The organism is Gilliamella sp. W8126, from assembly GCF_016102185.1.
Taxonomy (GTDB): domain Bacteria; phylum Pseudomonadota; class Gammaproteobacteria; order Enterobacterales; family Orbaceae; genus Gilliamella; species Gilliamella apis_A.
The window spans coordinates 21,126-39,465 of the sequence record NZ_JACFPE010000004.1 but is presented as its reverse complement, the minus strand read 5'-3'; the positions used below and the strand labels follow the sequence as shown (position 1 = coordinate 39,465).

Here is an 18,340-nt window from a genome sequence, read left to right as displayed (position 1 = left end):
GTTAAATGTTTTTAGATAACATGTATCGATGAGTGTGAATAGACATCATAATGCCAAAACTTGCCATTAAAACGACCAGAGAAGAGCCACCATAACTTATTAGAGGTAATGGTACACCAACTACTGGTAAGATTCCACTGACCATACCGATATTAATAAATACATAGACAAAAAATACCAAAATCAAACCACCAGACAGTATTCGTCCAAACGTCGTTTGTGCCTGAGCAGCAATAATTAATCCACGTATAATTAAGCATAAAAACAAGACTAACAAAACAATAGAGCCAATAAAGCCAAACTCTTCAGCGATAACTGAAAAGATAAAGTCAGTATGTCTTTCCGGTAAAAATTCTAGCTGAGATTGCGTACCTTCAAGCCAACCTTTACCCCATATTCCCCCCGATCCTATCGCGGTTTTCGATTGCAAGATATGATAGCCAGCACCATTAGGATCACGCTCAGGATTAAATAATGTTAATACTCGTTCACGTTGATAATCATGCATTAAATAAAACCACATAATCGGTAAAAATATGGCTATCAATATCAAAGCAACAAGAATAAATCGCCAGTTAATCCCAGCTAAAAATATAATAAAAATACCCGACATAATAATTAAAATAGCCGTTCCTAAATCGGGTTGCATTGCTACTAATAAGGTAGGTACACCAATAATAGCTAAAGTTTGCAAAGTTGTTTTAAGCGGTGGTGGGCAGCCGTCACGATGAATAAACTTAGCTACCATTAATGGTACAGCAATTTTAGCAATTTCTGACGGTTGAAAACGAATGACGCCTAAATCTAACCAACGTTGAGCACCTTTACTGGTATAACCGAAAATATCAACTAATAGTAATATAATAATACAGGCAATATAGAGATAAGGTGCCCACTGTTCATAGCTTCGCGGTGAAATTTGGGCAAAAACAATCATCACAAAAAAACCAAGAATTATTTGGATTACTCGTTTTTGCATCATATCTACATTTTGGCCACTAGCACTCCATAAAATATAAAGGCTATAACCAAGTAGTAAGGTTATAAATAAGCAAAAAAGGGGATCGATATGTATCTTTTGCCAAAAAGATTTCTTAATATTGTTCATAATTAATCTTCATGTCCTGTCGTCGATGATGATGCATCATCTAATTCTGTTGAGTTATCACCCTCAAGATAATAATCCAATATTTTACGGGCTACTGCACCGCCATTGGAGCTACCACCGCCACCATTTTCAAGGACTATAGCTAGCGCTATTTTCGGTTTATCATAAGGTGCATAAGCGATAAATAAGGCATGGTCACGTAAATGTTCGGGTATTTTATGGGCATTATAAGTTTCGTTTTCTTTTAAACCATAAACTTGAGCGGTACCTGACTTACCTGCCGCTTGATATTTAGCACCAGCATAAACTTTACGTGCAGTACCTCGAGCACCAAACATAACTCGATGCATACCTTCTTTAGCTAATGCCCAATAGGCTGGATTAACATCAACTAGGCTATTAGGTTCAACATATTTTTCGGGATCAATAGTTGGCTGATTCTGATTAGTATTAATAATGTCACTTTTTTTATAGAGTAAAAAGTGCGGCGTAAAAGTTTTACCATTATTAATTAATGTGGTTAAGGCTTTAGCCATTTGCATAGGTGTGGCAGTCCAATAACCTTGACCTATACCAACTGGAATGGTGTCACCTTGTAACCAAGATTTTTTATGGCGCTTCAATTTCCATTCCCGACTTGGCATAACCGCACGAGTCTCTTCATTAGCCGAAATATCAATGCCGGTACGCTCACCATAACCAAACTTAGTCATCCATAAATTTAGGCGATCAATACCCATATCATAAGCAACTTGGTAAAAATAGGTATCTACCGATTCTTCAATTGCTCGTAATACATCAACATGGCCGTGCCCCCATTTTAGCCAATCTCGATAACGTCTTTCTGTACCGGGTAATTGCCACCAGCCAGGATCATTAACCACACTTTTCGGTGAAACGACACCTTCACTTAAAGCGGCTATCGAAATAAATGGTTTTACCGTTGAAGCAGGAGGGTAAGCACCAAGTAAAGCTCGGTTAAATAGTGGTTTACTTGGATCATTAAGTAACTCACTATATTTTTTACTGGAAATACCACCAACAAAATCATTTGAGTCATAACTAGGGCTAGACACCATTGCTAATACTTCACCATTATTGGGATCAATAGCAACAACTGATGCTTTTCGTCCAGTAAGTAGTGATTCAATATAGAGTTGTAATTTAAGGTTGATGGATAAATAGATATCTTCACCAGCTTGTGGTGGATGTTGTTCAAGTAAGCGAACAATACGACCTCGGCTATTTACTTCAACTTTTTCATTACCAGCCGTACCATGTAAGACATCTTCGTAATACCGTTCAATCCCCATTTTACCAATATTGAAAGTAGCCACATAATCGCTGGCTTTATTTTCTTCTTCTAAACGTTGTTTATCTTGAGTATTTATTTTAGAGATATAGCCAAGAATATGGGTAAGTGAAGCGCCATATGGATAATATCGATGTTGAATTTTAACAATCGACACAAATGGAAAACGATGCTGATCAACAATAAAACGTGCTATTTGTTTTTCGGTTAGATTTTCTTTTAGTGGCACAGGTCGATGAGCCCGATAATTACGGCGTTCCTTTTGGAAATTCTCAATATCTTCATCAGTTAAATCAACAATCATTTTTAACTGTTCAAACTGTTCATTAAGGTTTTTGGTTTTATCAGGAACAATATTAAGTTGATAGGTAATATTATTTATCGCCAATGGTGTACCATTACGATCATAAATCATACCGCGACTAGGAGGAATAGGGATAATTTCAATACGATTGTTGTTTGATTTGGTACTGTAATAACTAAAGTTTGAAATTTGTAGATCAGCTAAATTGGCTAATAACACAAAAATTAATAGAATAATTACCACAAATGCAAACAACGCCCTACGCAAAAATAAGTTTGTTTCTGCTGAGTGATCGCGAATATTGCCCTTTTTTGTTTTACCTGAAATAGAGATAATATAGCTCCTCTAAATTCTGTTTATAACTGTTGTTGCTTGTGTTCTTGTTGTTCCCATTTTTCATAAGCATTAACAATTCTAGCTACGACAGGATGGCGAACGACATCTTCACTCTTGAAAAAATTAAAACTAATATCATCAACTTCGCTTAATACTTCGATGGCATGGCGTAATCCTGATTTTTGGTGACGAGGTAAATCAATTTGCGTAATATCACCAGTGATGACCGCTTTAGAATTAAAACCAATACGCGTTAAAAACATCTTCATTTGCTCTATTGTGGTATTTTGGCTTTCATCAAGAATAATAAAGGCATCATTAAGAGTACGCCCACGCATATAGGCTAATGGAGCAACTTCAATAACACTTTTTTCGATTAGTTTTTCAACTTTTTCAAAACCAAGCATTTCAAACAATGCATCATAAAGTGGACGTAAATAAGGATCGACTTTTTGACTTAAATCACCAGGTAAAAAACCTAGTTTTTCGCCGGCTTCAACCGCAGGGCGAGTTAAAACGATACGTCTAATTTGCTGTTTTTCTAGTGCATCAACCGCTGCGGCTACCGCTAAATAGGTTTTTCCGGTACCAGCCGGACCAATACCAAAAGAAATATCATAATCTAATACATGAGCAATATATTGAGCCTGATTAGGTGTACGTGGTTTTATTACTCCACGTTTGGTTTTTATCATGACTTGCTTACTACCATGCAGATCAACATACGCAGGAAGATGCTCTTTAGCTTTTTCTAAAGCACCAGATTCTTTAATAGCTAAATGTATCTGCTCTGGCTCAATATCGATAATATTATCTTTTTGTTTAGTTTGCTTATAAAGCGATTGTAATATTTCTGATGCAGCTTTTACACAAATGGTATCACCAGTGATGGCAAAGAGATTACCACGGTGATTTATTTCAATCCCTAAACGACGTTCAAGTTGTTTAATATTGTCATCATAAGGACCACAAAGACTATTAAGTCGCTGATTATCTGCTGGCTCTAGCACGGTTTCATGGGTCGTAATATTCAATGATAAGTCCTCTAATTATTCAGGTTAATGATCAAATACGCTCTTCACATAAAGAACATTTTTCAACACCTTTTAAAAAATCCATATGGCAATGATGACAAGTCACTATGTTGTCACCAACTACATTATTCACAGCACTAGTTGCTTGATTATTATCGAGCCCTTGGCTTTTCAACTTATTGATAACCATCGTGATAGGTGTACCACTTTTTAACTCTTGCTCGACATAAGATGCTACTTGCTGTTCAAATGTAGGTGGAATATAAGTTAAAACATTTTCATTAAAATCAGAATTACAGTGTTGGCATTTAATATATCGACCTAAAGTTTGAAAACTAAAAATAGGAATAAAAAATAGCGTAAAATATTTGGCTACCTTTATTTGCGTATACTGATGTTGTTTTTTATCACCAGCAATATTTTGCTGTGCACAACAGTTCGGGCAATTAAATGGTCCTGTATGTTCATTAACTTCACGTCCTTTTGTACCAAATATAATAAACACTTAATATTCCTTATTTATAAATTACCATCTTTATTATTAATTAAATTACACCACTATTTGTATAATTATGGTTGATAAATACCAACGCCTAAATTATTTTCTTTACGAGTTCGGGAAATAACTGATATTGGTGATTCACTAACCCGTAGATCCATCTGATCTTCAGTTCTCACTACTTTACCACGCAATGAGTTAGGATAAACATCGGTAATTTCAACATCAACAAATTTACCAATCATATCTGGATGTCCAGCAAAATTAACAATTCGATTGTTTTCAGTTCGGCCGGTTAATTCCATAAGATCCTTTTTAGATGGACCTTCAACTAAAATACGTTGTACGGTATTTAACATGCGACGACTAAATTGCATAGCTTGTTGATTGATTCGCTCTTGAAGAATATAGAGCCGTTGTTTTTTCTCTTCTTCAGAAACATTATCTTCCATTTCTGCAGCAGGCGTACCTGGACGAGCTGAATAGACAAAACTATAACTTAAGTCAAAATTAACATCAGCGATTAATTTCATAGTTTGTTCAAAATCTTCTTGAGTTTCACCAGGGAAACCAACAATAAAATCAGAACTGATTTGAATATCTGGGCGAACTTTACGTAATTTACGAATAATTGATTTATATTCAATTGCAGTATGAGTTCGTTTCATCAAATTCAATACGCGATCAGAACCACTTTGTACAGGTAAATGTAAAAAATTAACCAGTTCAGGCGTATCACGATAAACATCGATAATGTCATCTGTAAATTCAATTGGATGGCTAGTGGTAAAACGAATACGATCAATACCATCAATAGCAGCAACTAAACGTAATAATTCAGCAAAAGAACAGATATCACCATCAAAGGTTGGTCCGCGATAGGCATTTACGTTTTGCCCTAATAAATTCACTTCACGAACACCTTGTTCTGCTAACTGAGCAATTTCATAAATTACATCATCACAAGGTCTACTTACCTCTTCACCACGAGTGTAAGGTACCACACAATAAGTACAGTATTTGTTACATCCTTCCATTATGGATACAAATGCCGTTGGGCCTTCACTACGTGGTTCAGGTAGACGGTCAAATTTTTCAATTTCAGGAAAACTAACATCAACAACATGCTGACCATTACCACTGCGGATCTGTTCAATCATATCTGGCAAACGGTGAAAAGTTTGTGGTCCAAAAATAATATCAACAAAAGGCGCTCGTTTACGAATATGGGCACCTTCTTGTGACGCTACACAACCACCAACACCTATAATAATATTAGGATTATGTTGTTTTAAATTTTTCCAACGACCTAGTTGGTGAAAAACTTTTTCTTGGGCTTTTTCTCGAATAGAACAGGTATTTAATAATAAAATATCTGCTTCTTCGGCATTTTCTGTTAAGGTTAAACCATGGGTGGATTCAAGGAGATCTGCCATTTTAGTTGAATCATATTCGTTCATTTGGCAGCCCCAAGTTTTGATATGTAATTTTTTGCTCATCAATAACTCAGCTATATTTAATTGTTAAAATGAAAACGGGTTTAAATCCGCGATTTTAGCGAGCCATATTGTAATCCTTTGTGATTGTAGGGTCTATAATAAATATAAAAAACTATATTTATTACTTTATATATAAAAAATAAACAATTAGTAATTAATTTATCGAAAAAACAACTAATTATAATAATCATTCTATTTATTTTATGTTATTATTCTTAGCCTATTAATATTATTAACAATATAAGTGTTTAAGTATGTCAAAAACATTTAGTCCAACAAAACGCTTTTTGATTAAAGGCATTATGGCAACTTGTTTATTGTCTGTCACGCGGGTTGGTTTTGCTGCATCAATGGCTCAGATTATTGCTGTGCGTGTTTGGCCATCATCAACTTATACACGAATAACGTTAGAATCGAACGCAAAACTTAACTATAAACATGCAAAGTTACACAACCCCGATCGTATTGTTATTGATATTGATAATCTCAATTTAAATCCAACACTAAAAACGATTTCAACAAAAGTACTAAGTCGAGATCCTTTTATTAAATCTATTCGGACATTGCAGTTAGATCCCAAAACTGTTCGTTTGATGATTGAATTAAAACAAGGTATCGATCCAAATACATTTACATTACCACCGATTGCTGAATTCAAACATCGATTAGTCGTTGATCTTTATCCTTCTAAACCAGCTGTAACTGATGATGATCCGCTTTTAGCACTCTTAGAAGAGTATCAAAAAGGCGAGCTAAATAAAAAACAATCACAAATAAAATCATCTAATAAGAAGAAAAATTCACCTATTATCGTTATGCTTGATCCTGGCCATGGAGGTGAAGATCCTGGCGCTATTGGTTATAAAAAAACTCGGGAAAAAGATATAGTGTTGCAAATTGCACGCCGCACTTACAATTTGCTCAAAAAAGAACCTAATGTAAAAGTCTATATGACTCGTAAGGAAGATGTGTTTATACCTTTAAATGTTCGTGTGGCGAAAGCACGATCTTTACATGCAGATCTATTTATTTCTATCCATGCTGATGCTTTTGCTAATCGCTCAGTTAAAGGATCATCAGTATTTGCGTTATCTACCCGTGGAGCTAGTAGTTCAGCAGCCAGTTATTTAGCTCAAACCCAAAATAATGCCGATCAAATAGGTGGGGTGAGTAGAAGTGGTGATAAATATTTAGATAATACGATTTTAGATTTAGTACAAAAAACAACGTTGTCTAATGGGGTATTATTAGGTACAGCTATTTTAAACCGAATGAAGAAAGTAAATAAACTACATAGACCATCAATTGAAAAAGCTGGTTTTGCAGTATTAAAAGCACCAGATATTCCATCAGTTTTAGTTGAAACAGCCTTTATTAGTAATATCAATGAAGAACAAAAACTTAAGACTGCTTCCTTCCAAAATCAAGTATCTAAAGCAATAGTTGATGGTATTAAAGATTATTTAAAACGTCGTAAAAATTGATCTAATCATTTTTTAGATCAATTTTACCTTTACTGAATGATCATTAATCGTCGTTCAGCATTTAACTCCGGAATAGTCAGTTTAATATTTTGTTTAAGAGTAAACCCTTCAGGGATCACATCAAGATCGCTACCTTTTAATGCGTAAAATGATCCTTGCTGATTAGGAAGATGTTTACACCAAGTTAGCATATCTTGCAAAGAAGCAAATGCTCGGCTAATGACTCCATCAAATTTTTTCTCATTATATTCTTCTATACGACTTTGAATAGGTTGAATATTAGTTAATTTTAATTCAAATTGAACTTGTTTTAAAAAACGAATTCTTTTACCTAAACTATCCACCAGATCAAATTGTTTATCAGGATTTATTATTGCTAAAGGGATCCCTGGTAATCCAGGGCCTGTTCCCACATCAATAAAAGTATTGCCAACTAAATAAGGCGAAACAACTAAACTATCCATAATATGTTTAATTAACATTTCACTAGGATCGCGCACTGCGGTTAAATTGTAAGCTTTATTCCATTTATTAAGCATTTCAACATAATGGATCAATAGATCAATTTGTTGAGAAGTGATCGAAAGATCCGTTTGATCAATAAGATTAATGAGTTTCTTTTTTAACATAGTTTTTCTTTTTTAAATAAACTAATAACATTGAAATTGCCGCTGGTGTAATGCCAGAAATACGTGAAGCTTGGCCAATTGAAACAGGTTTATGCTGTTTTAATTTAGCAACGACTTCATTAGATAACCCTGATATTTCACCATAATCAATGTGCTCAGGAATAAGGGTTTCTTCATTTCTTTTTTGTCTTTCAATTTCTTCAATCTGTAATTTTATATAACCATCATATTTTACTTGTATCTCAACTTGTTCAGCAGCTTGAGTATCAGTTAAACCAGGCGCAAAAAGCGATAATGATTGTAGTGTTTTATAGCTCATTTCAGGGCGTTTAAGCAACTCTTCACCATTGGCCTCTTTGGTGAGATTAGCACTTAAAACAGCATTCACTTCGTCAATGGTTTCAATATGAGGATGAACCCAGATATCACGAAGACGGGCTCTTTCTTGTTCAATAGCTTCAAATTTTTCATTAAATCGTTGCCAACGATAATCATCAACCATGCCTAATTGTCGGCCGATTTCAGTCAAACGAATATCGGCATTATCTTCACGTAACATTAAGCGATATTCAGCACGCGAAGTAAACATACGGTAAGGTTCGTTAGTGCCTAAAGTACAAAGATCATCAACTAATACTCCTAGATAAGCTTGATCACGAGTAGGGAACCATTGATCTTGATCATATACAAATCTTGCTGCATTTAAACCTGCTAACATACCTTGAGCAGCTGCTTCTTCATAGCCGGTAGTACCATTTATTTGACCAGCTAAAAATAAACCTTTGATCACTTTACTTTCTAAAGTTGGTTTAAGATCACGCGGATCAAAATAATCATATTCAATCGCATAACCCGGTCTTACGATATTCGCGTTTTCTAGTCCTTTCATACTACGAACAAAAGCTAATTGTGTGTCAAAAGGTAAACTGGTCGAGATCCCATTAGGATAAATCTCATTACTATCTAACCCTTCTGGTTCTAAATAGATCTGATGAGAATTACGATCAGCAAAACGCATTATTTTATCTTCAATAGACGGACAATATCGCGGGCCAACACCTTCAATCACACCTGTGTACATAGGACTTCGATCTAAGCTATTGCGAATGATCTCATGGGTTGTTTCATTAGTACTTGTTATATAACAAGGGATCTGTCTAGGATGCTGTTTCGCATCGCCTAAAAATGAAAATACTGGCACTGGATCATCGCCATATTGAGTGCCTAATTTAGAAAAGTCTATTGTTCTGGCATCAATACGTGGTGGTGTTCCTGTCTTTAATCGTCCCATTCTAAATGGATATTGATGTAAAGATTTAGACAAACCGATAGAAGCGGGATCGCCAGTTCTACCACCACTATAATTATCTAAACCTATATGGATCTTACCATCTAAAAAGGTACCAGTTGTAAGTACTACAGCTTTTGCTTTAAAAGAGACACCCATTTGGGTAACAACACCTGTGATCTGATCGTTTTCAATGATCACATCTTCAACAGATTGTTGAAACAACATTAGGTTTTCTTGGTTTTCCAGTGTAGTTCTTATTACTTTACGATATAAGGATCGATCCGCTTGAGCACGTGTTGCTCTTACCGCTGGCCCCTTACTGCTATTTAAGATCCGAAACTGGATCCCTGCAAGATCTATAGCTTGCGCCATTAATCCGCCCATAGCATCAATCTCTTTTACTAAGTGACCTTTACCAATACCACCAATAGCTGGATTACAAGACATTTGTCCTAATGTATTGATATTATGCGTTAAAAGTAATGTTTTTCGGCCCATTCTTGCTGATGCCATTGCAGCTTCAGTTCCGGCATGACCTCCACCAACAATGATGACATCAAAAAGATCTGGATAAAACATATAAAGCCTCGTTTTTTATATTACTGATAGATGATCACTATTTTTGATCAGATGATTTGGTTTTATTTAGTGTTACGAATTTTACGCATCTTTTTTATTACGTCAAATGATCTATTTTGATCGCGATCTAAATTAAATAAGATCTTTTATATGATCTTTTTATTTTTACTATTATTAGCTTGGATCCTTTTTGTTGATAACTGGTTTTTATGTTTATTTTATATGATCTTATTGATCAGTTAATTCTGTTAATTGATCGGATCTTTTTTTAATTAAACTTGTTTATAACTCTCTTATTTATCCACAACATTGACTTCAATTAAGGTTATTAATGCGATCATAACAGCTTATGATCGTTGTTTGTCACAGAGTTATCCACAAAAAATAAATTTGTTTGCTTAAATTTTTATCTTTTATTGCTCATAAATTAAGCCAGCTAATTTAAGTTAATTAGAGGATTTTAGTTAAAAACAATTTATAATAGCAGAAGTTGTATAGATAAATATGTTGTTATGAGTATTAAACAGTTCTACAAAATTCAAAATAAGATCGTCAGTCGTTCTTGGCGCCATCAACCCACTTATCCTGTTCTACCGAGCTGGGAGACTGAATTTGTCTGCATTAAAGGAATAATTGAGCGTATAGATTTAGAAGAAGAGTATAATTATTTCGAATTCGTACCTAAAAGCGAACTTAAAAATAGGATCATTAATACTTATATTAATGATTTATCTCCTGAGTATAATTTTGAGGAATTAAAAAAAGATTTCTTAGCAAAAGAAGTTAATTCTTCTATTGATACAGCATCTCTTGAGTTTGATTTTAAGGAATTTAAAAAAAGCTTATTAGCAAAAGAGCCTTCTATTAATGCTGCATCTCTTGAATTTGATTTTGAGAAATTTAAAAAAAGCTTCTTAGCAGAAAAAGTTAATCCTTTTTTAATTAAGGCTAATTTTGTTAATGTTCAAATTGATGGTGTTATTTATCGAGGTTGGATAGGTGATTGCCCTTTTCAAGCGGGTGAAAAAGTTGCTGTTATAGCGCAGTGGCAAGAAGATCATTATGAACTTTATGCTTTAACTAAACCTGACGAAAGGATTATTAGTATATGTCCTAATTGCAGTAAAGGACGAATAGCTTATTTAATACATCAAGCTAAAGCGACATTATTTCTGATCCTTTTTTTTATGATTCTTTTTAATGTTTTTTATATTTTAGTTTGGGGTAGTCTCTATCAATTACTTCATTTAACAGCTGAATATATCTCTTTTATGAAACCTATATTCTTTGGTAGTAGTATTTTTTGCAGTATTGGTATGATTATTGAATCTATACCTAATGTTAATAAAAAAGCAAAAATAGCCGAGAAAATTTTTAAAACTTTAAATCTGCCGAAAATAGCTAGAATGGATTTAAGACGTTTTACTAATAAAAAAGTCGCTAAATTAAAACAAAAAAAGCAGCATAATAGTGTGAAACCTTCTAAAAGGTTCTTTCTTGGAAAAAATGAAAATAATTTATTTTATTATTAATGAATAATAATAAGTTAAAGTTTATAACTAAATAGCATTTTAGTTATGTTATTATTTGTTTTTTTGTAGGTTAACTAGTTTTTGTATATCGATTTTTAATAGCTGCTTTTGCTAACTTATTTTGTTCTCTATAAAAGTAATTGATTTTTGTGAAAGCAAATTTATACTTAGTATGATTGTATTTTTATTGTGAGGTCATTTTATTACTCTTTCACAGTTGCCTTTACCTTTTATATTACCTAATAACGAAACATTTGATAGTTTCTATGTGGGTGATAATCAGCTATTGTTTGATTCTTTGCAAACCTTACTTGATAGGGAAGGTTTTAATGTCTTTTATATATGGTCAGCAAGCGCAGCTGGTCGTACGCATCTATTGCATGCTTCAAGCCAAAATAAATTAGCTAGTTATATTCCATTAAAGCAACATGTTTTATTGGTTCCTGAAATTTTACAAGGTTTAGATAATTATGATTTGGTTTGTTTAGATGACATTGATGCCATAGCTGGTCATCGAGATTGGGAAGAGGCAATATTTGATTTATTTAACCGTTTAACTGAAAAAAATGTTAGTAAACTTTTAATTACTGCTTGTGCTCCGCCTAAACAAATTCCTTTTATCTTGCCTGATTTAGCTTCAAGATTAACTTGGGGACAGGTTTATCAGCTAAAAGAATTAAGTGATGAAGATAAACTAAAAGCTCTGCAACTTAGAGCGCAATTAAGTGGCTTTGAGTTATCAACTGAAGTTGGTTTGTTTTTGTTAAAACGTGTTAATCGCGATATGCGAACATTGTTTTCTTTAATGGAAAAATTTGAGGTTGCAACATTAGCTCAACAACGCAAATTAACTATTCCTTTTATTAAAAATATTTTGGATTTGTAAAAATGACTAAAAAACCTGATGCTATCGTTTTTTTCGATTTAGATGGTACTTTATTTGATAGTAATATAGAAGTGTTGCCAAGTTCTTATGCTGCAATTGAAAGATTAAAGCAAAATAATATTATACCTATGCTAGCAACAGGCCGAACCCCTATGGAAGCCGCTAAATTGATGAAAGAGACGGGCATAAATTCGATTATAGCAATGAATGGCCAAGCTGTTATTTATGAAAAAGAAGTCGTATTTACCAATAATATTGATAAAAATGTTATTACTAGATTATATGAATTTTCAAGGGAAAAAATGAATATTCCTTTGTCTTTTTATAATTATAATAAGATGAGAGTCAGTGAAATTAATCAAGCTACCGAACAGTTTTATCGTTCTTTAAAACTAGAAATTCCTCCGGTTGATGATCAAATTTATTTAAAAGAACAGATTCAGATGTTGTTATTGCTTTGTGAGCAAGGCGAATCGCCTTATCGAGAAGCTTTTCCTGAATTAACTTTTATTCGTAATACTCATTATTGTGTTGATGTCTTTAACCATGGTGGATCGAAAGGTAACGGCATTAATGAATTATTAAAAACCAAAGGTTTTGATAATGTGCCTACTTATGCATTTGGTGATGGCATGAATGATTTAGAAATGTTCTTAACCGTTGATCATCCAATTGCTATGGCTAATGCAGTTGATGATTTGAAAGATAAAGCTGAGTATATAACCGATAATAATGATAATGATGGTATTGCTAAAGCGCTGCAAAAATTTGGTTTAATTTAAATTTAGATATAAAAAAAATCATCTAATCTTATCAATTAGATGATTTTTTATTTAATTATAAATCGTTATTTTGGATGATGTTGTTTAAAACCAACATTATTGTTACCAAAACAGTTATCATAATCAAAGCCAGTTAGTTCTTTAACTAAGCTTCTTATTTCTGGTGTTGCATCTTCTTTTTTACCACCAGTTTTTAATCTATCAAGTTCTTGAATAATAAGTGCATGAGTAGATTTGTCTAATTTCATTCGGTAAGTAAAGAAAATACCTAATAATGCCATTCCACACACACCAAAGATAAGAACTAAGTTGATTGCAGTCACTGCACTATCTGGTTGAACGGTATTTACACCAGAGACAAAACCTGAGTATTTCAATACAATCCCTAGAATAAATACAATGGTCGCTCGCATTAGTTTTCCAGCCATGGTCATTGCACCTGCATAGATACCTTCACGACGTCTTCCGGTTAATACTTCATCGATATCAGCTAAGAAGGTGTATACACTCCACGGAATGTAATAAACCCCACCAGTTCCTAAGCCAAACCAAATTGTAATACCAATAACAATCCAAGTAACATGAGGCATGTTAAAATAATAGACTCCGATATAACCAATTACTGAAGATATTACGATTAGTATTGCAATAACAAATGGTCTTTTGAATCCTCGTTTTACACACCAAGCCATAAAGAATGCCGTTGAAATTAACTGACATATACTACTTAAACTATTCATTTGTGAAACAAAAGTTTTAGGTTGGCCTAAGTTAAATACTACAAAATAGGTAAATGTTGCCGCGAATAGCCATTCAGCACCAAAACCAAATAGATACATACCTAAATGGTTTCTAAATGTTTTTAAACGGAAGGTTGAAAACACATCTGAGAATAATTTAACAATGCTTTCCCAAAGACCAGAAGTTGTTTCATCTTCAATTTCATCAATTGATTTTTCCCAACTATTTAGGTAAAGCAAGATTAATGCAATAGCCATAATAGTTGCATAAGTAATACCTGTTAGTAAGAACGGTAATGGGGAGTCTTTACCATCAAATAGATAGAAAAATACCCCTGGAATTGCTGCAGCTAAGAAATTAGCAACTTTACCAAACATTGCTTTAGAACCGGCTAAGTAAGTTCTTTGATCAAAGTTTTTGGTCATCTCTACCGGTAAAGTATTATATGGAATCATAATCATGGTATAGATGAATTCAAATAAAATATAGGTAGTTAAGTAGTACCAAAAATTCATGCCATCAACCCAAAGTAATGGGTAAATAATCATACATGGAACGGCAAATAAAATGAAAAATCGGCGACGGCCAAATCGACGGCCAAGTTTTGTGTGGTTAAAATTATCAGTAATAAATCCCATTAATGGATTTAGAATGACATCTAAATAAGTAGCGATTGAAAAAATTAATGTTGCTTGAAATGCAGAAAGACCACAGAATGTTGTATAAAAATATAGTAACCAAGCAGCACTAATTGCTAGCGCCCCACTTCCTATCAAATTACCACTACCATACGAAAATCGAGTTAGTGTGGTTATTTTCTTTTGATTGTCAGCCATAAATTTATTTCCTTTAATAATTATGAAATACCGTTTTAAAAATATTATTAGAATGATACTAAATTTATACAAATTTATTTCAAAATTTTTTAAGAAATGTGACGTTGGTAACAATTTATTTAATTTGAAAAGTTAATATGTTGATATTATTTTAAATTAAATTGATAAATATCATAGTGTTATTGTTTTTCTGAAATTGTTTCCTGAAATTGTGATCTTATTAACAGAAAATATTAAAAAAATAATAAAAAATATAAAACAGTATTTCAAAAAATATATTAAAAATAGGAAAACAATAATGAGTCATTTTAAATTAAAAAAAATACCGCTTTTAATGTTTCTATCCACCTTTCCTATCTATTCTTTTGCTGGTTCAAGTCAAACAACCTTTCAATATGAACATAACTGGAAATCAATGGATCGAATTCACGGTGATACTATTAAGTTAATTCATAAAACTGATGATAATTGGCAGTATGAATTTAAATTTGGTGTCAATGAAGGAGGTGGAAATAAACGTGATGTTTTATATGATGATATGTATGGTGGTTCCGGTGGTGTAGTTATTCAAAAAACTTATACCCTTGATAACAACTGGGGAGCAATTATTCCGTCATTAGAATTAGGTTTTTCCAAAGATTCAACGCTTTACCAACCGGGTTTAAAATATAGTTATAAAATTAATAGTGATTGGGCAACTAGTTTACGTTATCGCTATGAATGGAAAAAAATATCTCATGCTGAACGTTATAAAACAGCTAAAGTATCTGGTGAACAAGTTAAATATGTTGCTAGCAGTAATTCTGGGCGGAACCGTATAGATTGGGCATTAATGTACTCAGGCATTAAGGCATTTAATTTTGCTTATACATTCAACTATTATATTGGTGATTTTACTAACAATTCTTATAAAGTAGAAAAAAAAGTTTTTGTTAAAAATAAATATAAAGTTTATAACAATAAAAAAACAGATTATGAGCAAGAATTTAAAATTACCTATAATTATTCAAAATTATTCCGTCCTTATTTTTCTATTTCTGATGTATCAAAAAATAAAACAACTGATACTAGACAAGCTAAGTTTAAAGTTGGTTTCAATTATGCTTTTGGTCAATCAAATAGTAAAAACTCTGATTTTGCTTACAACACCTATTTTAAATATGCACATCATTATGGTTTAAGTTCGCATTATCATGGTGATAGCTTTGGTTTATATACTGATTTTGATAAAAAAGGCTATGTTGGTCTTAGTGTAAATACCTATAACCAATTAAAAAATAGATTATTCTTTGATGATGTTGTTTCAAGCCATTATCAAATATATGGCGGTTACAATTTTTATTTAGCTGATCAGTGGGTACTGACTCCAAATATGGAAGTTAGGTTCTATTCTGGTGGTGGTTATAAAGCTAAAAGTAAAGAAAACTTACCTTATTATCAATTAGGTGATGTAAGTGACTCACAACGACCAGGTGTTCGTTATTCCCCTGCTTTAAAATTGACTTGGTTACAAAGTGATGATGTATCGTTTTATAGCCAATATCGGTTTGAATATCGAAAGGTTTCAAGAAGTAAACGTGAAGATAGTGTCCAAGGCTATGTTGATAACCGATCACGTAACCGTTTTGATATAGGTACCGATATCAACTTGTCTGATGATTGGAATATTGGCTATCGCTTTTCATACTTAAAAGGAAATTATGTACTACACAATGATAAACGGCACGATTATCAACAAGAATTGGATATAAACTGGCAAGCAACTAAAGCTTGGCAAGTGAATTTTGCTGCTGAAGACGTAGCAAAAAGTGTTCATTCTGACGCAAGGGAAGCTAAATTAGCACTAGGATTATCATATTTGTTTTAATTTTAGCTAGTTAATAAAGCGATGTGTTAAAAAAACGGTTAGTGGTGAAAAGATGATAAAGAAAACCTTTTTTGGACTGTTATTGATTACAACTTCAATCAGCCAAGTGTTAGCAAGTACTGAAATACAAGGTTATATTTATGTGAATAAACCAATTAGTTCATCGGTAATTATTCGTGATGCTAATAATAAAATTTTGCAAACAACCAGTAATAAAGCAGGATTTTATCAGCAGGATGTATCAAATCTAACGCCACCACTAATTGTTTTTACTAATGAAAACTCTCTTGCCCGAAAAGCGGATGACAACCTAATTTGTAGTGGTAATTGTTTAGTTTCATATGTCCATAGTTTACAAAAAGATCGGAAAAATACGGTTAATATTAATCCATTAACTGATTTTTTAGCTAGTGAATTAGCTAAAAAAGTAAATCTTTTAGGTTCAGAAGATTTGGTTAATAATCAATCATCTTTTCCAATAGATGATGCTGCATTAAGCTCTACTTATAATAAATTTAATCTATTATTTGATAAAGCATTACATCAAATAGGTATTGAAGATAAATCTTTTGATCCTATTACGAATATAAATCAAGATATTACTAAACTACTGGATGTGCTGTTATTTAATCGAGGATATAGTTCGGCAACAGGTAAAGTAACTGAAACAATATTGTTCGATATGCGTTTAGTACCAATTAGCCAAGACGCCCCTTTAGATTACTATCAAGCAGCTAAGCAAAAAGAAAAAAATATAAATGCTAAAAAGCGTATTTTTATCTTAGGTGACTCGACAGCTTCTAATTATGATAAAAAAGTTTATCCGCGAATGGGGTGGGGACAAGTTTTTGATCAGTATATTGATGATAAAACAGATACCATTGTTATTAATGGTGCACAATCAGGTCGTTCAAGTCGTAGTTTTAAAACCGAAGGTTGGTTTGATTTAATTAAACCTTTTATGAAAAACGGTGATTATATGATCATCGCTTTTGGTCATAATGATGAAAAATGTGACAGTAGCAACCCTAAACGAGGTAAAGTGGATGTTGCTAATTTGTGTACTTATCCTAATGATGCTAATAACCAAAAACAGTATCCATCAAATCAAGAAAATATGTCGTTTCAAGCTTCATTAGAAAGTTACCTTGCTGTGGCGAAAGAGTTAGATATGACGCCAATTTTAATGACTCCTGTCACTCGTTATAAAGATAAAAATAATAAAATAGCTTATCAAGATCAGAATAAAAATCCTGTTAGTCATCTGCATTACACCACCAATAAATCAGGTTTTGCTTATTGGGGCGATTATTCTAGTACCATTAAACATACAGCTAAAGTTAACCAAGTCGCTTTAATTGATTTGGAATCATTAAGTATTGATTTCGCTAATCAACATAAAGATGACTGGCAGTCTTATTGGTTGGTAGTTGATCCTAATGATCCTAACTATCCCTATTACAAAACCCAATCATCTGGTGTGATTGGCAATCCTGATGCTACGCATTTTCAAGAAAAGGGTGCGCATGCGATAGCTAAAATTATTGCGACAGCAATTAGCAACCATCCGCAATTAAAACAGAATCTTGTTGATGTAAAAAAATTTATCAATAAAAATTAA

At 32.9% G+C, this 18,340-nt stretch carries 14 protein-coding genes; 6 read left to right on the top strand and 8 right to left on the bottom strand.

The genetic code is table 11. The features are described from left to right. Nucleotide 1 precedes the first annotated feature (1 nt). From mrdB to miaB, 5 genes are all read right to left on the bottom strand, one after another. Nucleotides 2–1,108 carry a peptidoglycan glycosyltransferase MrdB gene (gene mrdB, locus H3S74_RS08505; protein WP_065579035.1) on the bottom strand — a complete coding sequence of 369 codons (1,107 nt, stop codon included), beginning with the start codon at nucleotides 1,106–1,108 and terminating at the stop codon, nucleotides 2–4. Nucleotides 1,109–1,110: 2 nt separating this feature from the next. Further along, the gene (mrdA, locus tag H3S74_RS08500; protein WP_198201611.1) at nucleotides 1,111–3,051 is read right to left on the bottom strand and encodes a penicillin-binding protein 2; all 1,941 of its coding nucleotides are present in this window, start codon (nucleotides 3,049–3,051) and stop codon (nucleotides 1,111–1,113) included. A 29-nt stretch (nucleotides 3,052–3,080) separates the two neighbouring features. Then, nucleotides 3,081–4,094 carry a PhoH family protein gene (locus H3S74_RS08495; RefSeq protein WP_232354881.1) on the bottom strand — a complete coding sequence of 338 codons (1,014 nt, stop codon included), beginning with the start codon at nucleotides 4,092–4,094 and terminating at the stop codon, nucleotides 3,081–3,083. A 31-nt stretch (nucleotides 4,095–4,125) separates the two neighbouring features. Continuing rightward, nucleotides 4,126–4,599, bottom strand: a complete 474-nt coding sequence (locus H3S74_RS08490; RefSeq protein WP_110448839.1) for a hypothetical protein — start codon at nucleotides 4,597–4,599, stop codon at nucleotides 4,126–4,128. A gap of 65 nt (nucleotides 4,600–4,664) precedes the next feature. Further along, complete coding sequence (gene miaB / locus H3S74_RS08485) at nucleotides 4,665–6,092, bottom strand: tRNA (N6-isopentenyl adenosine(37)-C2)-methylthiotransferase MiaB (protein ID WP_110448840.1); 1,428 nt, start codon at nucleotides 6,090–6,092, stop codon at nucleotides 4,665–4,667. Nucleotides 6,093–6,346: 254 nt separating this feature from the next. On the opposite strand from miaB, the gene H3S74_RS08480 reads away from it, so the two are divergent. Next, on the top strand, nucleotides 6,347–7,576 hold the full coding sequence (locus H3S74_RS08480; RefSeq protein ID WP_198201486.1) for an N-acetylmuramoyl-L-alanine amidase: 1,230 nt from the start codon (nucleotides 6,347–6,349) through the stop codon (nucleotides 7,574–7,576). A 29-nt stretch (nucleotides 7,577–7,605) separates the two neighbouring features. On the opposite strand, the gene rsmG is transcribed toward H3S74_RS08480, so the two are convergent. Together rsmG and mnmG are read right to left on the bottom strand one after the other, a co-directional pair. Further along, entirely contained in the window at nucleotides 7,606–8,205 is a 600-nt protein-coding gene (gene rsmG, locus H3S74_RS08475) for a 16S rRNA (guanine(527)-N(7))-methyltransferase RsmG (RefSeq protein ID WP_110448842.1), read from the bottom strand. After that, a complete protein-coding gene (gene mnmG / locus H3S74_RS08470; protein WP_198247668.1) occupies nucleotides 8,183–10,075 on the bottom strand; it encodes a tRNA uridine-5-carboxymethylaminomethyl(34) synthesis enzyme MnmG in 1,893 nt (630 codons plus the stop codon). Before mnmG ends, rsmG begins: the two co-directional genes overlap by 23 nt. 512 nt (nucleotides 10,076–10,587) lie before the next feature. On the opposite strand from mnmG, the gene H3S74_RS08465 reads away from it, so the two are divergent. From H3S74_RS08465 to H3S74_RS08455, 3 genes are all read left to right on the top strand, one after another. Then, entirely contained in the window at nucleotides 10,588–11,607 is a 1,020-nt protein-coding gene (locus H3S74_RS08465) for a putative type VI secretion system effector (RefSeq protein WP_198247667.1), read from the top strand. 202 nt (nucleotides 11,608–11,809) lie between these two features. Beyond that, nucleotides 11,810–12,493 carry a DnaA inactivator Hda gene (gene hda / locus H3S74_RS08460; RefSeq protein WP_065651976.1) on the top strand — a complete coding sequence of 228 codons (684 nt, stop codon included), beginning with the start codon at nucleotides 11,810–11,812 and terminating at the stop codon, nucleotides 12,491–12,493. 2 nt (nucleotides 12,494–12,495) lie between these two features. Then, the gene (locus tag H3S74_RS08455) at nucleotides 12,496–13,275 is read left to right on the top strand and encodes a Cof-type HAD-IIB family hydrolase (protein ID WP_198201482.1); all 780 of its coding nucleotides are present in this window, start codon (nucleotides 12,496–12,498) and stop codon (nucleotides 13,273–13,275) included. A 65-nt stretch (nucleotides 13,276–13,340) separates the two neighbouring features. Here H3S74_RS08455 and H3S74_RS08450 read toward each other — a convergent pair whose 3' ends face one another. Further along, the gene (locus H3S74_RS08450) at nucleotides 13,341–14,852 is read right to left on the bottom strand and encodes an MFS transporter (protein WP_110446868.1); all 1,512 of its coding nucleotides are present in this window, start codon (nucleotides 14,850–14,852) and stop codon (nucleotides 13,341–13,343) included. 298 nt (nucleotides 14,853–15,150) lie between these two features. On the opposite strand from H3S74_RS08450, the gene H3S74_RS08445 reads away from it, so the two are divergent. Beyond that, nucleotides 15,151–16,719: an oligogalacturonate-specific porin KdgM family protein gene (locus H3S74_RS08445; RefSeq protein WP_198247666.1), complete on the top strand. Its 1,569-nt coding sequence runs from the start codon at nucleotides 15,151–15,153 to the stop codon at nucleotides 16,717–16,719. 52 nt (nucleotides 16,720–16,771) lie between these two features. Further along, on the top strand, nucleotides 16,772–18,340 hold the full coding sequence (locus tag H3S74_RS08440; RefSeq protein WP_198247665.1) for an SGNH/GDSL hydrolase family protein: 1,569 nt from the start codon (nucleotides 16,772–16,774) through the stop codon (nucleotides 18,338–18,340).

Bases quoted from the DNA above. Each gene is read 5' to 3' on its own strand.
- mrdB (WP_065579035.1), bottom strand. From the start codon at position 1,108: ATGAACAATATTAAGAAATCTTTTTGGCAAAAGATACATATCGATCCC.
- miaB (WP_110448840.1), bottom strand. From the start codon at position 6,092: ATGAGCAAAAAATTACATATCAAAACTTGGGGCTGCCAAATGAACGAA.
- H3S74_RS08480 (WP_198201486.1), top strand. From the start codon at position 6,347: ATGTCAAAAACATTTAGTCCAACAAAACGCTTTTTGATTAAAGGCATT.
- rsmG (WP_110448842.1), bottom strand. From the start codon at position 8,205: ATGTTAAAAAAGAAACTCATTAATCTTATTGATCAAACGGATCTTTCG.
- mnmG (WP_198247668.1), bottom strand. From the start codon at position 10,075: ATGTTTTATCCAGATCTTTTTGATGTCATCATTGTTGGTGGAGGTCAT.
- H3S74_RS08465 (WP_198247667.1), top strand. From the start codon at position 10,588: ATGAGTATTAAACAGTTCTACAAAATTCAAAATAAGATCGTCAGTCGT.
- H3S74_RS08455 (WP_198201482.1), top strand. From the start codon at position 12,496: ATGACTAAAAAACCTGATGCTATCGTTTTTTTCGATTTAGATGGTACT.
- H3S74_RS08450 (WP_110446868.1), bottom strand. From the start codon at position 14,852: ATGGCTGACAATCAAAAGAAAATAACCACACTAACTCGATTTTCGTAT.
- H3S74_RS08445 (WP_198247666.1), top strand. From the start codon at position 15,151: ATGAGTCATTTTAAATTAAAAAAAATACCGCTTTTAATGTTTCTATCC.
- H3S74_RS08440 (WP_198247665.1), top strand. From the start codon at position 16,772: ATGATAAAGAAAACCTTTTTTGGACTGTTATTGATTACAACTTCAATC.